The organism is Streptomyces sp. NPDC015144 (assembly GCF_043079735.1).
Taxonomy (GTDB): Bacteria; Actinomycetota; Actinomycetes; order Streptomycetales; family Streptomycetaceae; genus Streptomyces.
On sequence record NZ_JBIBUU010000007.1, the window covers coordinates 115773 to 131999 of the forward strand.

Consider the following 16227-nt stretch of genomic DNA (forward strand, 5'->3'; position numbering starts at 1 on the left):
TCCCGCGATCCATTACGCGACTTCCGGAAAAAATTTCCGGGCGGCGGGAGAGCGGCCAAAGCCCCGGAGTGGCCCGGCGGTACGCGGGTGTCTGGTAGATGTGGACCCCTTGCAATCAGGCCTCGAAGAGATACGGGACCACGGTGATGAGCGCCCCAACCCCGGCACCCGGTGAAGAACGCCCCCACGAGGGGTACTACCCCGATCCCTCCATCCCTGGATATGTCCGGTACTGGAACGGTGCCTCGTGGGTGCCCGGCACGAGCCGTCGCGCGCCCCAGCAGGGCGAACCGATGCCTGAGACACCACCCGCGACGCCTGATCCCGAACCCGGGCCCACCGCACCGGAGGCCGCCGCCGGGCCCGTCGGCGGGCCCGCCGCGCGGACGGCCGAGCCGGATCCGGCGCCGGTGGAGGAGACCGGTCCGGTCTTCCTGGACGAGGGGCCGTCCGGGAACGACCGCCCGGAACCGGCCACCGCCTGGCAGGCCGACGCCTCCCGGCAGACCGGCTTCGGCGCCGACCGCGACCGCCGGGTCTCCTGGGGCGGTACGGCGGACTCCCCGGCCCCGGGCGCATCCGCGTCCCCCGCAACCCCCGTGACCCCGGGCGCCCCTGACGGCCCCGCGGCTCCGGTCGACCCCCGGCGGCCCACCGCACCGGCGTCCACGTCCGCCCCCGAGGCCGCCCCCGCCGCGGCGGCCGGGCCCACCCCGCCCGTCGTGCCGGCCCCGGCCCCCGCCCCCGAGCCGGCTCCGGAACCGCCCCCCGGCCCGGCCACGGGCCAGGCGCCCGAGCACACGGTGGCGATCCGGATGACCCGGCCCGGCCGCCGGGACGCCGAACCGGCCTCCTCGGACGGGACGATGTCGATCCGCGCCGTCAGCCCGGGCGCGGCCCCGCAGCCCCCCGCCGCCCCCGTACCGAACCAGGCCCCGGTACCGAACCAGGCACCCGCGCCGCACCGGCCCCCGGCGCAGGGCCAGGTACCGCCCCAGGGCCAGACCCCCGCCCCCTGGGCGCAGCAGGCCGGTCCCCCCGCCCCGTACGCGGGCCCGCCCGCCCAGCAGGCCCGCCCGCAACTCCCGGCCCAGCAGCAGCACTCCCAGCTCCCGGCCCAGCAAGCCCCGCAGCTCCCTCAGCCCCAGCAAGCCCACCCGTTCCAGCAGCCCCCGCAGACCGTCCCGCCGCAGTTCGGTGCGCAGGCGGCCGGGCCCGACCAGCCGGTCGTCCCGTGGAAGCCGCCGGTCGACGACCCCTTCCAGCAGCTCGCGCGGGCCCAGGCGGCGGCCCGGCCAGCCGGGCTCGGCAAGCGGCTCGCCGCCCGGCTGATCGACTCCGTCGTCCTGATGGCGCTCGTCGGCGCGGTCGGCTTCCCGCTCGTCACCCGGGCGCTGGACCACATCGACGGGAAGCTCGAGGCGGCGCGGCGGTCCGGCGAGACGGTCACCGTCTGGCTGGTGGACTCCACCACGGCCGTCCTGTTCGGTGGTGTGCTCGCCGCGTTCCTGGTGCTCGGCGTCCTGCTGGAGGCGCTGCCCGTGGCCAAGTGGGGCCGTACGCTCGGCAAGAAGCTCTGCGGGCTCGACGTGCGGGACATCGAGTCCCACGACACCCCGTCCTTCGGCGCCGCGCTGCGCCGCTGGCTGGTCCACGGCGTGCTGGGGCTGCTCGTGATCGGGGTGGTCGACATGGCCTGGTGCCTCGTCGACCGGCCGTGGCGCCAGTGCTGGCACGACAAGGCGGCGCACACCTTCGTCGCCGGCTGACCCGTCCCGGGGAAGGGGCGACCCGGGCGGGCCGGTCCCCCGAACGCACCTGAGCCGTTGCGAGCACCCCCGGCCCGGGGTGCACTGCCCCCATGAGCAACGATCAGCCGGCGTCCGGTCAGCCGCCCGAGGACGACCCGTTCCTCAAGAAGCCGCACGAGCAGCCGCCGTCATCGGGATCGCCGTACGGCAGCGGTCCGCCCCCGCCGCCGCCGTACGACCCCGGTCCCTACGGCGGCGGCCCGTACGGCGGTGCGGACCCGCTCGCCGGGATGCCTCCGCTGGCGGAGCCGGGCAGGCGCATCCTGGCCCGGCTGATCGACTTCCTGATCATCTCGATCCCGCTCTATCTGATCTCCCTGCCGTGGGGCGGCGCGGTCGAGGTGACCAACGACAACGGCAACGGCAGCGGGGTCGGCGACGTCTTCAGCCAGACCTACAGCGGGCACCAGCTGATCTGGTCGCTGATCGGCCTGGTCGCCTACGTCGCGTACGACACGTACTTCACGCACAAGGACGGCCGCACCCTCGGCAAGCGGATGCTGAAGATGCGGGTCGCGATGCTCAACGACGGCCGGGTCCCGGACAGCGGCACGTCGTTCCTGCGCGCCGTGGTGCTGTGGCTGCCGGCGCTGCTGTGCTGCCCGTGCCTGTGGTGGCTGATCAACATCGTGCTCATGTTCACCGACAAGCCGTACCGGCAGGGCCTTCAGGACAAGGCGGCGAAGACGGTGGTCGTCCAGACCAACTGAGTCCCCAGGGCCCGGCCGTGACGCCCGGTCGTGACGCCGGGTCCGGGCCCGTGGCCGTACACCCCCGTGGCCCCGTGGCCCCGCGACCGGGCGCCCGGCTCAGCGCCGCAGGGACGACGACCGGTCCACGGGCTTCGCGGAGGGGGCGGCGGGCCCCGGCGCGGGCTCGGCGGCCGGGCCCCGTTCCCCGTCGCGCGCGAGCCCCTCGGCCGCGACGGCCTCGGAGACCGGGTCGGGCTGCACGGGCACCGCGCGCCGCCGCGCCCCGGCGCGCCGCGCGGCCGTCGAGGGGACCGGCCGGGGCACGGTCATGGCCACCAGCAGGCCGAGCAGTAACCCGGCCGTACCGGCGACGGCGATGCCGGCGGTCGAATCCGTACGGGAGAGCAGCAGCATCGCGACGGTCGAGAGGACCACGGTGAGCGAACCGTAGGCGAACTGTGCGGGGGTGGGACGAGGCATGGCGGAATCCGTCCTCGGGGCGACGAAGGCCGGTCGCCCGACACGGTCACCCGGCCAAGCGGCGCGGGAGGACGCCCGATCGGCCGGGCATCCCCTACGACGGTGGATGCCCGGGGGCGGCATCGGATAAGCCCGGGCCGCCCCGTGGTTCCGGTGCACGGGGGGCGCACGGAGTCATGTCCGGCCCCGGTTCCGGCCCCTGACGCGCTGGCCACCTGGGCGACCGGCGTCCGGATAGCGGAAGGGCGCTCCTGCATAGTGCACTTGGCCTGCACAAGTCAAGGTCTGTCTTTTCTCGCTTAACTCCGGTCGAATGTCGTCACTTGTGACGCGTATTCGCGCGCGCGGCCCCACACCTCACCCTGGCCGCAGCGGCGAGTGCCGGGGAGGACTACATCAAGTGACCACAAACAGACGTGCGCTTCGCGCTGCCGCGGTTGTCGTGACCATGGCCGCGACCGTCGCCACGGCCTCGGCCTTCACGGCCCAGGCGGACGACCAGGCGCCGGGTGCCAAGGGCACCACGGTCGAGCGCCGCGACCCGGGTTCGGCCAAGGGCAACGAGCACGACCTCAAGGGCCCGTTCACCAAGCAGCAGGACGCACAGCGTCAGGCGGCCCTGGAGAAGGTCATATCCGGCGACAAGAAGGTCGCGAAGCGCGGCGGCTCCAAGGTCGTCAAGCTCGACGACAAGAAGTACGTCGAGCTCGGCCGCGAGAAGACCGACAAGATCTTCACGGTCCTCGTCGAGTTCGGCGACAAGGTCGACAACAGCACCATGTACGACCCGGACGGCGAGGGCCCGAAGCCGCCCGTCGTGAAGTACGGCGGCACCCCCGGTCCGCTGCACAACACGATCGCCAAGCCGGACCCGAAGAAGGACAACAGCACCGCCTGGCAGGCCGACTACAACCAGGCCCACTTCCAGGACCTGTACTTCGGCGAGGGCGCGGGCAAGAACTCCCTGAAGACGTACTACGAGAAGACGTCCTCCGGGCGCTACTCGGTCGACGGCGAGGTCTCCGACTGGGTCAAGGTTCCCTACAACGAGGCGCGCTACGGCTCGAACTACTGCGGTTCGACCAACTGCGCCAGCGTCTGGGACATGGTCCGCGACGGCGTGAACGCCTGGGTCGCCGACCAGAAGGCCAAGGGCCGTACGCAGGAGCAGATCAAGACCGATCTCGCCCAGTACGACCAGTGGGACCGGTACGACTACGACAACGACGGCGACTTCAACGAGCCCGACGGCTACATCGATCACTTCCAGATCGTCCACGCTGGCGAGGACGAGTCCGCGGGCGGCGGCGCCGAGGGCACCAACGCCGTCTGGGCCCACCGCTGGTACGCCTACGGCACCGACGCCGGTGCGACCGGCCCGTCCTACAACAAGGCCGGCGGCACGCAGATCGGTGACACCGGCATGTGGGTCGGCGACTACACCGCGCAGCCCGAGAACGGCGGCCTGGGCGTCTTCGCCCACGAGTACGCCCACGACCTCGGTCTGCCGGACCTCTACGACACCACCAACACCGCCGAGAACTCGGTCGGTTTCTGGTCGCTGATGTCGGCGGGTTCCTGGCTCGGCACCGGCAAGAACGAGATCGGTGACCTGCCCGGCGACATGACCGCCTGGGACAAGCTCCAGCTGGGCTGGCTCGACTACGCCGAGGCCAAGGCCGCGACGAAGTCCACCCACAAGCTGGGCGTCTCCGAGTACAACACCAAGAACAAGCAGGCGCTCGTCGTCACGCTGCCCGAGAAGGCCGTCACCACCGCCGTCACCAAGCCGGCGGAGGGCTCCAAGCAGTGGTGGAGCGACATGGGTGACAACCTGAACAACACCCTGAGCCGCTCGGTCGACCTGACCGGCAAGTCCAAGGCCACCCTCGACCTCGCCGGCTGGTGGGACATCGAGAAGGACTACGACTTCCTCTACACCGAGGTGTCGGACAACGGCGGCGCCAGCTGGACCGCGATCGACGGCACGGCCGACGGCAAGGCGATCCCGCGCGACGCCAGCGACAAGCCGGCCCTGACCGACGTCTCCGGCAAGTACCAGAAGCTCTCGTACTCGCTGGACGCCTACGCGGGCAAGAAGATCGACATCCGCTTCCGCTACTCCACCGACGGTGGCGCGGGCGGCGCCGGCTTCGCGGCCGACACCATCGCGGTCACCGCCGACGGTGCGGTGCTCTTCTCGGACAACGCCGAGGGCGACGACAACGGCTGGGCCGCCAAGGGCTTCTCCCGCGTCGGCGAGTCCTTCACCAAGGACTACCCGCAGTACTACATCGCGGAGAACCGCCAGTACGTCAGCTACGACAAGACCCTCGAGGTCGGCCCGTACAACTTCGGCTTCTCCAAGACCCGCCCCGACTGGGTCGAGCACTACCCGTACCAGACCGGCCTGATGGTCTGGCTGTGGGACAAGTCGCAGAAGGACAACAACGTCTCGGTCCACCCGGGCCAGGGCCTGATCCTTCCGGTCGACGCCCACGCCAAGCCCCTGAAGTGGGCCGACGGCACGATCATCCGCAACAAGATCCAGCCGTTCGACGCCCCGTTCAGCCGGTTCGCGACCGACGCGTTCACGCTGCACAACGCGGACGTCCCGGTCCGGATCAAGTCGCAGGCCGGCGTTTCGGCCTTCGACGACCACAAGGGCACGTACTGGTACGCGGAGAACCCGACCGGAAGTGTTCAGGTACCTGACACGAACACCCGGATCTCGATCGTCAACCAGCCCGCCAGCGGCAAGACGATCACCGTCCAGGTCGGTCCGTCCAAGAAGTAATCTCGCATAACCGCAGGTCAAAGCATGATCGGCCGTCGCCCTCTAGCGGGCGGCGGCCGATCGTGTTTAGGTGCGTCTTGTTCAGATACTTATTGACGCGATGTCTCACGGGGGAGCACGGAGCATGGCAGGCGGCGGATTCTGCACATTGCCGAACGGCAGCGTGGTGGTGGCGATCACGCTGCCCAGCCCTAAGGGCGGGGCGGCGCCGGGGACCCCGGTCCGGGTCCTGGTGCACGCGGCCAACCGGCCCCGCGCCCTGACCCGGCTGCGCAACGCGGGCCTCAGTTCGGTCTACCTCCGGGGCAACGCCGAGCCGCCCACCCCCGACGAGATCACCGCCGTGCTGCACCACCCCGACGGGCTGCTGTGGCGGGCGCGCCCGGAGCGGGCCCAGGAGCTCTGGCACCCGATCCGCGCCCTGCTCCGCCCGGCCCGGGCCGTCCCGGCCGGCGGAACCGCCTGAGGCGCGTGCCCCGCGGAACGGCCCAGGGGTCGAAGGAGAGGGCTCAGACCACCGGCTTGCCGGTGAGCCTCACGCCCGCCCGGCGGAGCTCCTCCAGGGCCCGTTCCGTGGTCTCCTCGGCGACGCCCGCGGTCAGGTCGAGCAGGACGTGCGTGGTGAAGCCCGCCCGGACCGCGTCCAGCGCCGTCGCCCGTACGCAGTGGTCGGTGGCGATGCCCACGACGTCGACCTCGGTGACGTGGTGGGCGTGCAGCCAGTCGGCCGGGCCCGCGCCGTTCTCGTCGATCCCTTCGAAGCCGCTGTACGCCGCCGCGTAGGCGCCCTTGTCGAACACCGCGTCGATCGCCCCGGAGGCGACCGCCGGGGCGAAGTTCGGGTGGAAGCCCACCCCCTCCGTCCCGGCGACGCAGTGCGCGGGCCAGGAGTCCTCGAAGTCGGGCCGGTCCGAGAAGTGGTCGCCGGGGTCGATGTGGTGGTCCCGGGTCGCGATCACATGGCGGTACCCGGCCTGGGCGTCACCGATCAGGTCGGTGATGGCGGCGGCGACATCGGCGCCGCCCGCCACGGCGAGGCTGCCGCCCTCGCAGAAGTCGTTCTGAACGTCGACGACGATCAAGGCGCGGTGCATGACGGGTGTCCTTAGCGGGTGGGGGCGGTGGCGGTGGTGGGGGATTCGTTTTCGAGCCTAGGCACTCCGGCCCCGACCCGGGAGGGGGCGGGGCCGAAGTCGTGCCGCTTTCGACGCCCGGCCGGGGCGTGGGGAGCGGGCGGACGCGGGGCGGCGCTCAGACGTACTCGGTGGGGATCACCGGCTCGCCCCGCGACAGCTGCACCGCCGACATCGGCAGCCCGGACCGGGCCGTGATGTGCCGCTCGCGCGCCGCGTCCAGCGGCTCCCGGGCGACCACCTCGCCGCCCCGGACCAGCTCGACCAGCAACTGCCGGTCGGCCAGCTCCGCGGGCACGGGGCCGGTGCCGACCACCTCCGCCTCGGCGACCCCGTTCCCGTCCAGCCGGCGCGCGGCCCACTTGCGGCCGCCCATCGACGACTTCGAGCCGAGCGACTTCTTCGCCACCGGGCGCAGCGGCGCGGCGGGGTCGGCGCTGTCGGCGCGGGCGACGAGCTTGTAGACCATCGAGCAGGTGGGCTGCCCGCTGCCGGTCACCAGCTGCGTGCCCACCCCGTACGCGTCGACCGGGGCGGCGGCCAGTGAGGCGATGGCGTACTCGTCCAGGTCGGAGGTGACCACGATCTTGGTCTCGGTGGCGCCCAGCTCGTCCAGCTGCTGGCGGACCCGGTGCGCGACCAGCAGCAGGTCGCCGGAGTCGATCCGTACCGCGCCCAGCTCCGGGCCGGCGATCTCGACCGCGGCCCGGACCGCCTCGGCGACGTCGTACGTGTCGACCAGCAGCGTCGTTCCCCGGCCGAGCGAGTCGACCTGGGCCCGGAAGGCGTCGCGCTCGGTGTCGTGGAGCAGGGTGAAGGCGTGGGCGCTGGTCCCGACGGTGGGGATGTTGTAGCGGAACCCCGCCGCCAGGTCGGAGGTGGTGTCGAAGCCGCCGACGTACGCGGCGCGCGCCGAGGCCACCGCGGAGAGTTCGTGGGTGCGGCGCGCGCCCATCTCGATCAGCCCGCGCCCGCCGGCCGCGGCGGACATCCGCGAGGCCGCGGCGGCGATCGCCGAGTCGTGGTTGAGGATCGAGAGGATCACCGTCTCCAGCAGCACGCACTCGGCGAAGGAGCCCTCGACCCGCAGGACCGGCGAGCCGGGGAAGTACACCTCGCCCTCGGGGTAGCCCCAGATGTCGCCGCTGAAGCGGTGGTCGGCCAGCCAGTCGAGCGTGGGCCCGTCGACGATCGAGCGCTCGCGGAGGAAGGTGAGCATCTCGTCGTCGAAGTGGAAGTTCTCCACCGCGTCCAGTACGCGCCCGATGCCCGCGACGACGCCGTAGCGCCGCCCCTCGGGGAGCCGGCGGGTGAAGGCCTCGAAGACCGAGCGCCTCTCGGCCGTGCCGGCCTTCAGCGCCGCCTGCACCATCGTGAGCTCGTACTGGTCGGTGAAGAGCGCGGTCGAGGGCACGCCGACCCGTCGACCAAGGTCCGCAGAGTTCATGTTCCGGATGCTACCCCTATTTCGTCAGAGTGACGAGATGTCGGGTCGTTTGTGCGATGCGCCCTCCCGGGTGGCAGCATGGGGTGGGTGAGTGTCGCCCCTGTAGAGATCGAGCGTCCCGAATCGGCCGAGGAGAACCTCGTCGTCCCCGAGCCCGACGTGCCCTGGGTGACGCTGGTCCACAACGACCCGGTCAACCTCATGAGCTATGTGACCTATGTCTTCCAGACCTACTTCGGTTACTCGAAGGACAAGGCGCGCAAGCTGATGATGGACGTCCACCAGAAGGGCCGCGCGGTCGTCTCCAGCGGCAGCCGCGAGGAGATGGAGCGCGACGTGCAGGCCATGCACGGCTACGGGCTGTGGGCCACCCTCAGCCAGGACCGCAACTGACCGGAGCCCCGCGCCCCCCGTCCCCGTCCGTCCCCGCCCCGACCGACCCATCAATCGGAGAAGATCCATGGCCGGCCATTTCGAGGCCACCCCCGGCGGCGGCGCGTCCGTCGTGCTCGACGAGGTGGAGATCGCGATCCTGCGCTCCCTCGCCGTCCAGTTGCTGGAGCTGATCGGCCCCGGCGACGAGCCCGCCGAGGGCGCCGACCCGCTCGCCGCGCTCTTCGCGGAGGGGCCCAGCGAGCCGCCCGCCGACCCGGCCCTGGCCCGCCTCTTCCCCGACGCGTACGGCACCGACGACACCGAACTGCGGGCCGCCTCCGCCGAGTTCCGCCGGTTCACCGAGAACGACCTGCGCGCCCGCAAGCGCACCGACGCCCTCGCCGTCGTCCGCGCCCTGGACGCACTCAAGGCGGACGAGGACGGCGAGGCCGTGCTCGAACTCGACGCCGACGCGTCCCGCAGCTGGCTCGGCACCCTCAACGACCTCCGGCTCACCATCGGCACCCGGCTGGAGATCACCGAGGAGGACGACGGCGACGCCGGCTCGCTCTACCGGCTCCCCGACAGCGATCCGCGCAAGCCGATGGTCATGGCCTTCCTCTGGCTCGGCGCACTCCAGGAGACCCTGGTGGAGACGCTGATGTCCTGAGGGCCGCCCGGCAGGCTCCGGGGCCGCCGCCGAACCGCGAGCCCCGAAACAGTGATCCCGGTCCCGCCATCCATCCCGGCCCGTGATTTCCGGGCCGTGAGTAAACCGGGGACGGCAAACAGATGACAACGAAAACCTCACCTGAATGGCCGCCATTACGGCGACTGGGTGGGTTCAACGGCTTTTCCTTGTGCTGACCGCCACATCATTCCCGGTGGGCAGCACGGCGAAAGGCGCGGCGCATGACATCGGCACAGCTCGACGAGGGCCAGGACGGCCGCCGCCCGCAGGATGCCACGGGAACGGGGACCGGCGCGGCGGCGGGGGAGGGCTACCGGCGCGCCCTCGGCGCCCGGCAGATCCAGATGATCGCCATCGGCGGGGCCATCGGCACCGGCCTCTTCCTCGGCGCGGGAAAGGCGATCGCCAAGGCCGGACCCAGCCTCGTCCTGGCGTACGCGGTCGCCGGGCTGGTCGTCTTCTTCATCATGCGGGCCCTGGGCGAACTCCTCATGTACCGCCCGGTGTCGGGCTCCTTCTCCGAATACGCCCGGGAATTCGTCGGCCCCTTCGCGGGATTCGTCACCGGCTGGACGTACTGGCTCTTCTGGGTCGTCACCGGAATCACCGAAGTCACCGCCGCCGCGCAGTACATGACGTACTGGTTCGCCGCCCCGCAATGGGTGTCGGCGCTGGTCTTCACGGTCGTCCTGTACGGCGCGAACCTCATCTCCGTGAAACTCTTCGCGGAAATGGAGTTCTGGTTCTCCATGGTGAAGGTCACCGCCATCATCGGCATGATCCTCATCTGCGTCGGCATTCTGACCCTCGGCTTCTCCGAGGCCGGGGAGACCGCCTCGGTCACCCACCTCTGGGCCGACGGCGGGTTCTTCCCGCACGGCGTCGGGGGCACCCTGGCGACGCTGCAGATCGTGATGTTCGCCTTCGTCGCCGTCGAGCTCGTCGGCGTCACCGCGGGCGAGTCCAAGGACCCGGCGACCGTGCTGCCCCGGGCCATCAACGCCGTGCCGTGGCGCATCGCCGTCTTCTACGTCGGCGCCCTGGTCATGATCCTCTCCGTGGTCCCGTGGACCGCGTTCGGCCCCGGCGTCTCCCCGTTCGTCGCCGCCTTCCACACCATGGGCCTCGGCATCGGCGCCGGGATCGTCAACTTCGTCGTCCTCACCGCCGCGCTCTCCTCCTGCAACTCCGGGATGTACTCCACCGGCCGGATGCTCCGCGACCTGGCGCGCAACGGGCAGGGGCCGCGGGCCTTCACCCGGCTCACCCCCGGCGGCACCCCGCTCGCCGGCACCACCTTCTCCGCCGCCCTGATGCTCGTCGGCGTCTGGATCAACTACCGCTGGCCCGGCGACGCCTTCGGCTACGTCGTCTCCTTCGCCACCGTCTCCGGCATGTGGGCCTGGATCATGATCCTGGTCTGCCAGCTCCGCTACCGGCGCCTCGCCGACCGCGGCCTGCTCCCGCGCTCGCCCTTCCGCGCCCCCGGCGCCCCGTACACCAGCGTCTTCGCGCTGGCCTTCCTCGGCCTGGTCGTCGTGATGATGGCCCTCGACGCGGAGACCAGGATCTCGCTGTACTGCGCCCCGCTCTGGGCCGCCCTCCTCGGCGTCGCGTACCGGGTCCTCAAGGCCCGCGACCCCGCCAACCGGGCCTTCGCCCGGGGGTGAACCGCACCCGCGTATCCACCATGCGGGCGGCCGCGTACCACACTCCGGTACGCGGTGGCCGGCATGCCTATCCTGGCGCCATGCTGACCATCACCCAGGCGCTCCACGACCAGATCGTCGCGCACGCCCGCGCCGACCACCCCGACGAGGCGTGCGGCGTGGTCGCCGGACCGGCCGGGACCGGCCGCCCCGAGCGGTTCGTCCCGATGCTCAACGCCGCCCGCTCGCCCACCTTCTACGAGTTCGACTCCGCCGACCTCCTCAAGCTCTACCGCGAGCTGGACGACCGCGACGAGGAGCCGGTGATCATCTACCACTCGCACACCGCGACCGAGGCGTACCCCTCCCGCACCGACGTCACCTACGCCAACGAGCCCGGCGCCCACTACGTGCTCGTCTCCACGGCGGACACCGACGACGCGGGCCCCTTCCAGTTCCGCTCGTACCGCATCGTGGACGGGGAGATCACCGAGGAAGAGGTCCGGGTCGTCGAGGCGTACGAACCCGCCTGACCAGGGCCTCACCGGTGCCGCACAGGTGGGCGGGGCCGGGGCGTACACCGCCCCCGTCCACCTGGCGAACGGCATACGTCCGTCAGCTGAGATCACACTCGGGATCGCGGACCGGGAATCGATACGATGAGCCCATGGTTTCCCATGACGTGAGCGAGAACACGCCGGGCACACTGCTCGTCGCGCGGCTGCACGTCGACCTGTGCAGGCTGGCCAGCGCGATCTGTCCAAGCTGCCCGCCCGCCGGACGCAGGGCCTGACCGGGTCCTGAGCAGGGCCGCGGCACCGGCCGCACCATCACGCACCAACCCCCGCGCGGGGGTCGAGCCGCGCGCCCACGCCACTTCCGCAACTCCCGCATCCTCTGCATCCGACAGGAGCCCGTCATGGCCATCGAGGTCCGCATCCCGACCATCCTCCGCACCTACACCGATGGTGCCAAGGCCGTCGAGGGCAACGGCAAGACCCTCGCCGACCTCCTCACGGACCTGGAGAGCCGCCACACCGGCATCCGCGAGCGCATCGTCGACGGCGAGGAGCTCCGCCGCTTCGTGAACGTCTACCTCAACGACGAGGACGTCCGCTTCCTCGACGGCATCTCCACCGAACTGAGCGACGGCGACAGCGTCACGATCCTCCCGGCCGTCGCCGGAGGAGCCGCCGACGCGGTGGACGGCCGACCGGCGGGCATGCGCTGATGCGGTACGACAGTCCGCTCGCCGCGGTGGGCAACACCCCGCTCGTCCGCCTGCCGCGGCTGTCGCCCTCGGACGACGTCCGCATCTGGGCCAAGCTGGAGGACCGCAACCCCACCGGCTCGGTCAAGGACCGCCCGGCGCTCCACATGGTCGAGCAGGCGGAGAAGGACGGCCGGCTCACCCCCGGCTGCACCATCCTGGAGCCCACCAGCGGCAACACCGGCATCTCGCTCGCCATGGCGGCCAAGCTCAAGGGCTACCGCATCGTGTGCGTCATGCCGGAGAACACCTCCCAGGAACGGCGCGACCTGCTCACCATGTGGGGCGCCGAGATCATTTCCTCCCCGGCGGCCGGCGGCTCCAACACGGCCGTGCGCGTCGCCAAGGAACTGGCCGCCGAGCACCCTGACTGGGTCATGCTCTACCAGTACGGGAACCCGGACAACGCGGGCGCCCACTACGCCACCACCGGCCCGGAGATCCTCGCCGACCTCCCCTCCGTCACCCACTTCGTGGCGGGGCTCGGCACCACCGGCACCCTGATGGGTGTCGGCCGCTACCTGCGCGAACACAAGCCGGACGTCAAGATCGTCGCCGCCGAGCCGCGCTACGACGACCTGGTCTACGGACTCCGCAACCTCGACGAGGGCTTCGTCCCCGAGCTGTACGACGCCTCCGTCCTCACCACCCGCTTCTCCGTCGGCTCGGCGGACGCGGTCACCCGCACCCGCGAACTCCTCCAGCAGGAGGGCATCTTCGCGGGCGTCTCCACCGGCGCCGCGCTGCACGCCGCGATCGGCGTCGGGAAGAAGGCCGTCAAGGCGGGGGAGAGCGCCGACATCGTCTTCGTCGTCGCCGACGGTGGCTGGAAGTACCTGTCGACGGGCGTCTACACCGCCCCGTCCACCGAAGCGGCCATCGAAACCCTGCACGGCCAGCTCTGGGCGTAGAACCGTTTCCTCAGGAGACGGCCCAGGGGCCCCTCCGGCGGGCCGGTCCCGGCGACCGGCCCGCCGGGGACCGCCTCACCCCAGCTCCCGCACCCGCTTCCACACCGCCGCGTCCACCACACCCACCCGCCGCCGGAACGCGCGCACGGCCACGTCCCTGAGCTCGTCCGTCTCCAGGAAGCTCGCCCGGCCCCGCGCATCGCCCACCGCCCCCGCGGGCAGCGCGATCACCCCCGGCCGCTCCGCGTGATGCTTGCTGGTGATCTTCGCGACGCGCGCCGAACCACCCCGCACCGACAGCACCAGGCACGGCCGGTCCTTCGCCCCGGGCCCGTCCTCGTACGGCACCTCGGCCCACCAGATCTCACCCGCCCGAGGCCCGCGCCCCGTACCTTCGGCCCGGCCGGGACCGCGACCCGCACCCTCCGCCCGGCCCGGACCGCGCCCCGCACCGCGCCCGGGACCCGTCGGCGGACGCGTCCGGCCGCGCGGGCCGCGCCCGCCCCGCCCCCGTCCGTCGGACACCGCCGCGACGAGCGCGAGCAGCACGACCAGGGCCAGAGCGATCCACCACCAGGGCATGTCCATGCCCCGACCGTACCGGTGCCCCCGCCGCTTCCATCAAACCGGTGACAGCGCAGGTGAGTTCCCCCACAACGGGCGGCCGTGAAGGAGCGACCGGCCGATTCGCGCCTTACGCTCGACGAACCGCTCAACCGACCGCACGAACCCTCCCCGTTCCCACGCCCCGGAGGTTCACGCTCCATGAAGCTCACCGTCGTCGGCTGCTCCGGCTCGTTCCCGTCCCCGGGATCGGCGTGTTCGAGCTACCTCGTAGAGGCCGACGGCTTCCGGCTGCTCCTCGACATGGGCAACGGCGCCCTGGGCGAGTTGCAGCGCCATGTGGGTCTCTACGACCTCGATGCCGTCTTTCTCAGCCATCTCCACGTCGATCACTGCATCGACATGTGCGCGTACTTCGTCGTCCGCTACTACCGGCACGACGGCGGCCGCCCCGCCCCCCTCCCCGTCTACGGACCCGAGGGCACCGAGCAGCGGCTGACCACCGCCCACGGCGACACCCCGTCCGAGCAGGCGATGGGCGAGGTCTTCGACTTCCACACGCTGAAGCCGGGCTCCTTCGACATCGGCCCCTTCTCGGTCCGTACGGAGAAGGTCTGCCACCCGGTCGACACCTTCGCGATCCGGATCGAACACGGCGGCCGTTCGCTGGCGTACTCCGGTGACACCGGGGTCTGCGAGGCCCTGGACGAACTGGCGGAGGGGGTCGACCTGTTCCTGTGCGAGGCGTCGTTCGTCCACGGCAAGGAGGACATCCCGGACCTCCACCTCAACGGCCGCGAGGCGGGGGAGACCGCCGCCCGCGCCGGGGTGGGACGGCTCGTCCTGACCCACATCCCCCCGTGGACCGACGCGGAACGCAACCTGGCCGACGCTCGCGCGGTCTTCCACGGCCCGGCGGAGGTGGCGGTGGCGGGCGCGGTGTACGAGGTCTGAGGTGACGAAGGCGCGACGAAGCCCCCGTCCGGAAGGGGACGGGGGCTTCGTCACGCGCGGCCGGGGCCGGGCCGGGGCTACTTCGCCTCGGCCTTGAGCAGTTCGGCGAGTTCCTCGTCGGACTCGCGGCCCGGGGTGGGCAGGTTGAACTTGGTGATCGCGAACCGGAAGACCGCGTAGTAGACCACCGCGAAGCAGAGGCCGACCAGCACCAGCATCCAGGGCTTGCTCGCGATGCCCAGGTTCAGGAAGAAGTCGACGGCGCCCGCGGAGAAGCCGAAGCCGTCCTTCATGCCGAGCCCCCAGGTCAGGGCCATCGAGACACCGGTGAGCACCGCGTGGATCGCGTAGAGCACGGGGGCGATGAACATGAACGTGAACTCGATCGGCTCGGTCACACCGGTCACGAACGCGGTGAGCGCGAGCGAGAACATCATGCCGCCGACGACCTTGCGGCGCTCCGGACGGGCGCAGTGCACGATGGCGAGACAGGCGGCCGGGAGGGCGAACATCATGATCGGAAAGAAGCCGGTCATGAACTGCCCGGCCGTCGGGTCACCGGCCAGGAAGCGGTTGATGTCGCCGCTCTTGCCGTGGAACTCACCGGCCTGGAACCACGGGAACGAGTTCAGCAGGTGGTGCATGCCGACCGGGATCAGCGCACGGTTGGCGACACCGAAGATGCCCGCGCCGACCGCGCCGGAACCGACGAGCCACTCACCGAAGTTGTGCAGTCCGGTGCCGAGCACCGGCCAGATGTAACCGAAGACGATGCCGATGACCAGACCCGCGAAGGCGGAGAGGATCGGGACGAGGCGGCGGCCGCCGAAGAAGCCGGCCCAGGCGGGCAGCTTCGTACGGTAGAACCGCTGGTAGAGCAGGGCGACGACGATGCCCATCACCACGCCGCCGAGGACCTTGGCGTCCACGGGGGCGTCCGTCATCACGACCTTGCCGTCGACGACCGTCGCGACCTGCGGCAGGTTGCTGTCGGTGAAGGTGGCCAGCACCTTCTGGAAGACCAGGTAACCGGTGACGGCCGCGAGCGCGGTCGAGCCGTCCGACTTCTTGGCGAAACCGATCGCGATGCCGACGGCGAACAGCAGCGCCATGTTGTCGAGGATCGCGTTGCCGCCCGCGGCCATGAAGGACGCGATCTTGGTGATGAAGGCGGGGAAGGAGTCCCTGCCGAGCATGTCGTCGTTGCCGAGGCGCACCAGCAGCGCGGCGGCGGGCAGCACGGCGACGGGCAGCATGAGGCTGCGGCCGATGCGCTGCATGACCGACATCACGCCGGCGCCCTTCTTCTTGGGAGCCGCGGACGCGGCGTCTGCCGTGGACATCAACTTCCTCCATGGGGGGCAAGGCGCCGCCCAGGACGTTGATTCGGGGGGAGGCGGCGACTCGAAGAACGCGGCAGAGCGCCACGTGGTCTGGACCACTCAGTGGTGTA

Annotated in this window: 17 protein-coding genes; 12 read left to right on the plus strand and 5 right to left on the minus strand. The window is 71.4% G+C overall.

Features of this window, described 5'->3' with window-relative positions; genetic code table 11:
* The first annotated feature begins 146 nt into the window (after nt 1–146).
* Together ACF08W_RS14655 and ACF08W_RS14660 are read left to right on the plus strand one after the other, a co-directional pair.
* Entirely contained in the window at nt 147–1769 is a 1623-nt protein-coding gene (locus ACF08W_RS14655; RefSeq protein ID WP_392279419.1) for an RDD family protein, read from the plus strand.
* 92 nt (nt 1770–1861) lie between these two features.
* Nucleotides 1862–2521, plus strand: coding sequence for an RDD family protein (locus tag ACF08W_RS14660; protein ID WP_352273717.1), 660 nt, complete (start codon nt 1862–1864; stop codon nt 2519–2521).
* A gap of 99 nt (nt 2522–2620) precedes the next feature.
* Here the strand turns inward: ACF08W_RS14660 and ACF08W_RS14665 are convergent, their stop codons facing one another.
* Nucleotides 2621–2983 (minus strand): hypothetical protein, encoded by a 363-nt coding sequence (locus tag ACF08W_RS14665; protein ID WP_352273718.1) that lies wholly within the window; start codon nt 2981–2983, stop codon nt 2621–2623.
* Between the two features lie 400 nt (nt 2984–3383).
* On the opposite strand from ACF08W_RS14665, the gene ACF08W_RS14670 reads away from it, so the two are divergent.
* Together ACF08W_RS14670 and ACF08W_RS14675 are read left to right on the plus strand one after the other, a co-directional pair.
* A complete protein-coding gene (locus ACF08W_RS14670) occupies nt 3384–5780 on the plus strand; it encodes an immune inhibitor A domain-containing protein (protein WP_352273719.1) in 2397 nt (798 codons plus the stop codon).
* Between the two features lie 124 nt (nt 5781–5904).
* Nucleotides 5905–6246 (plus strand): hypothetical protein, encoded by a 342-nt coding sequence (locus tag ACF08W_RS14675; RefSeq protein WP_385209818.1) that lies wholly within the window; start codon nt 5905–5907, stop codon nt 6244–6246.
* Nucleotides 6247–6289: 43 nt separating this feature from the next.
* Here the strand turns inward: ACF08W_RS14675 and ACF08W_RS14680 are convergent, their stop codons facing one another.
* Together ACF08W_RS14680 and ACF08W_RS14685 are read right to left on the minus strand one after the other, a co-directional pair.
* Nucleotides 6290–6874 (minus strand): isochorismatase family protein, encoded by a 585-nt coding sequence (locus ACF08W_RS14680; RefSeq protein ID WP_352273721.1) that lies wholly within the window; start codon nt 6872–6874, stop codon nt 6290–6292.
* 157 nt (nt 6875–7031) lie between these two features.
* On the minus strand, nt 7032–8360 hold the full coding sequence (locus tag ACF08W_RS14685; RefSeq protein WP_352273722.1) for a nicotinate phosphoribosyltransferase: 1329 nt from the start codon (nt 8358–8360) through the stop codon (nt 7032–7034).
* 78 nt (nt 8361–8438) lie between these two features.
* Here ACF08W_RS14685 and clpS point away from each other — a divergent pair, with 78 nt between their 5' ends.
* The 7 genes from clpS (at nt 8439) to ACF08W_RS14720 (ending at nt 13256) form a co-directional block, all read left to right on the plus strand.
* Nucleotides 8439–8753, plus strand: a complete 315-nt coding sequence (clpS, locus tag ACF08W_RS14690) for an ATP-dependent Clp protease adapter ClpS (protein WP_352273723.1) — start codon at nt 8439–8441, stop codon at nt 8751–8753.
* A gap of 67 nt (nt 8754–8820) precedes the next feature.
* Nucleotides 8821–9405 carry a DUF2017 domain-containing protein gene (locus ACF08W_RS14695; RefSeq protein WP_352273724.1) on the plus strand — a complete coding sequence of 195 codons (585 nt, stop codon included), beginning with the start codon at nt 8821–8823 and terminating at the stop codon, nt 9403–9405.
* A 242-nt stretch (nt 9406–9647) separates the two neighbouring features.
* Nucleotides 9648–11096, plus strand: a complete 1449-nt coding sequence (locus ACF08W_RS14700; RefSeq protein ID WP_385209827.1) for an amino acid permease — start codon at nt 9648–9650, stop codon at nt 11094–11096.
* Nucleotides 11097–11176: 80 nt separating this feature from the next.
* Nucleotides 11177–11608, plus strand: a complete 432-nt coding sequence (locus ACF08W_RS14705; protein ID WP_366296309.1) for a M67 family metallopeptidase — start codon at nt 11177–11179, stop codon at nt 11606–11608.
* Between the two features lie 134 nt (nt 11609–11742).
* Nucleotides 11743–11868, plus strand: coding sequence for a putative leader peptide (locus tag ACF08W_RS14710; protein ID WP_352273727.1), 126 nt, complete (start codon nt 11743–11745; stop codon nt 11866–11868).
* A 126-nt stretch (nt 11869–11994) separates the two neighbouring features.
* Nucleotides 11995–12306 carry a MoaD family protein gene (locus ACF08W_RS14715; protein ID WP_352273728.1) on the plus strand — a complete coding sequence of 104 codons (312 nt, stop codon included), beginning with the start codon at nt 11995–11997 and terminating at the stop codon, nt 12304–12306.
* Complete coding sequence (locus ACF08W_RS14720) at nt 12306–13256, plus strand: cysteine synthase (protein WP_352273729.1); 951 nt, start codon at nt 12306–12308, stop codon at nt 13254–13256. The genes ACF08W_RS14715 and ACF08W_RS14720 overlap by 1 nt, the downstream gene beginning before the upstream one ends.
* A gap of 75 nt (nt 13257–13331) precedes the next feature.
* Here ACF08W_RS14720 and ACF08W_RS14725 read toward each other — a convergent pair whose 3' ends face one another.
* On the minus strand, nt 13332–13844 hold the full coding sequence (locus ACF08W_RS14725) for a type II toxin-antitoxin system PemK/MazF family toxin (RefSeq protein WP_392279420.1): 513 nt from the start codon (nt 13842–13844) through the stop codon (nt 13332–13334).
* Nucleotides 13845–14021: 177 nt separating this feature from the next.
* Between ACF08W_RS14725 and ACF08W_RS14730 the strand changes: the two genes are divergently transcribed.
* Entirely contained in the window at nt 14022–14774 is a 753-nt protein-coding gene (locus tag ACF08W_RS14730) for an MBL fold metallo-hydrolase (RefSeq protein WP_366296300.1), read from the plus strand.
* A gap of 77 nt (nt 14775–14851) precedes the next feature.
* On the opposite strand, the gene ACF08W_RS14735 is transcribed toward ACF08W_RS14730, so the two are convergent.
* On the minus strand, nt 14852–16117 hold the full coding sequence (locus ACF08W_RS14735) for a PTS transporter subunit EIIC (protein ID WP_385209839.1): 1266 nt from the start codon (nt 16115–16117) through the stop codon (nt 14852–14854).
* Between the last annotated feature and the right edge of the window lie 110 nt (nt 16118–16227).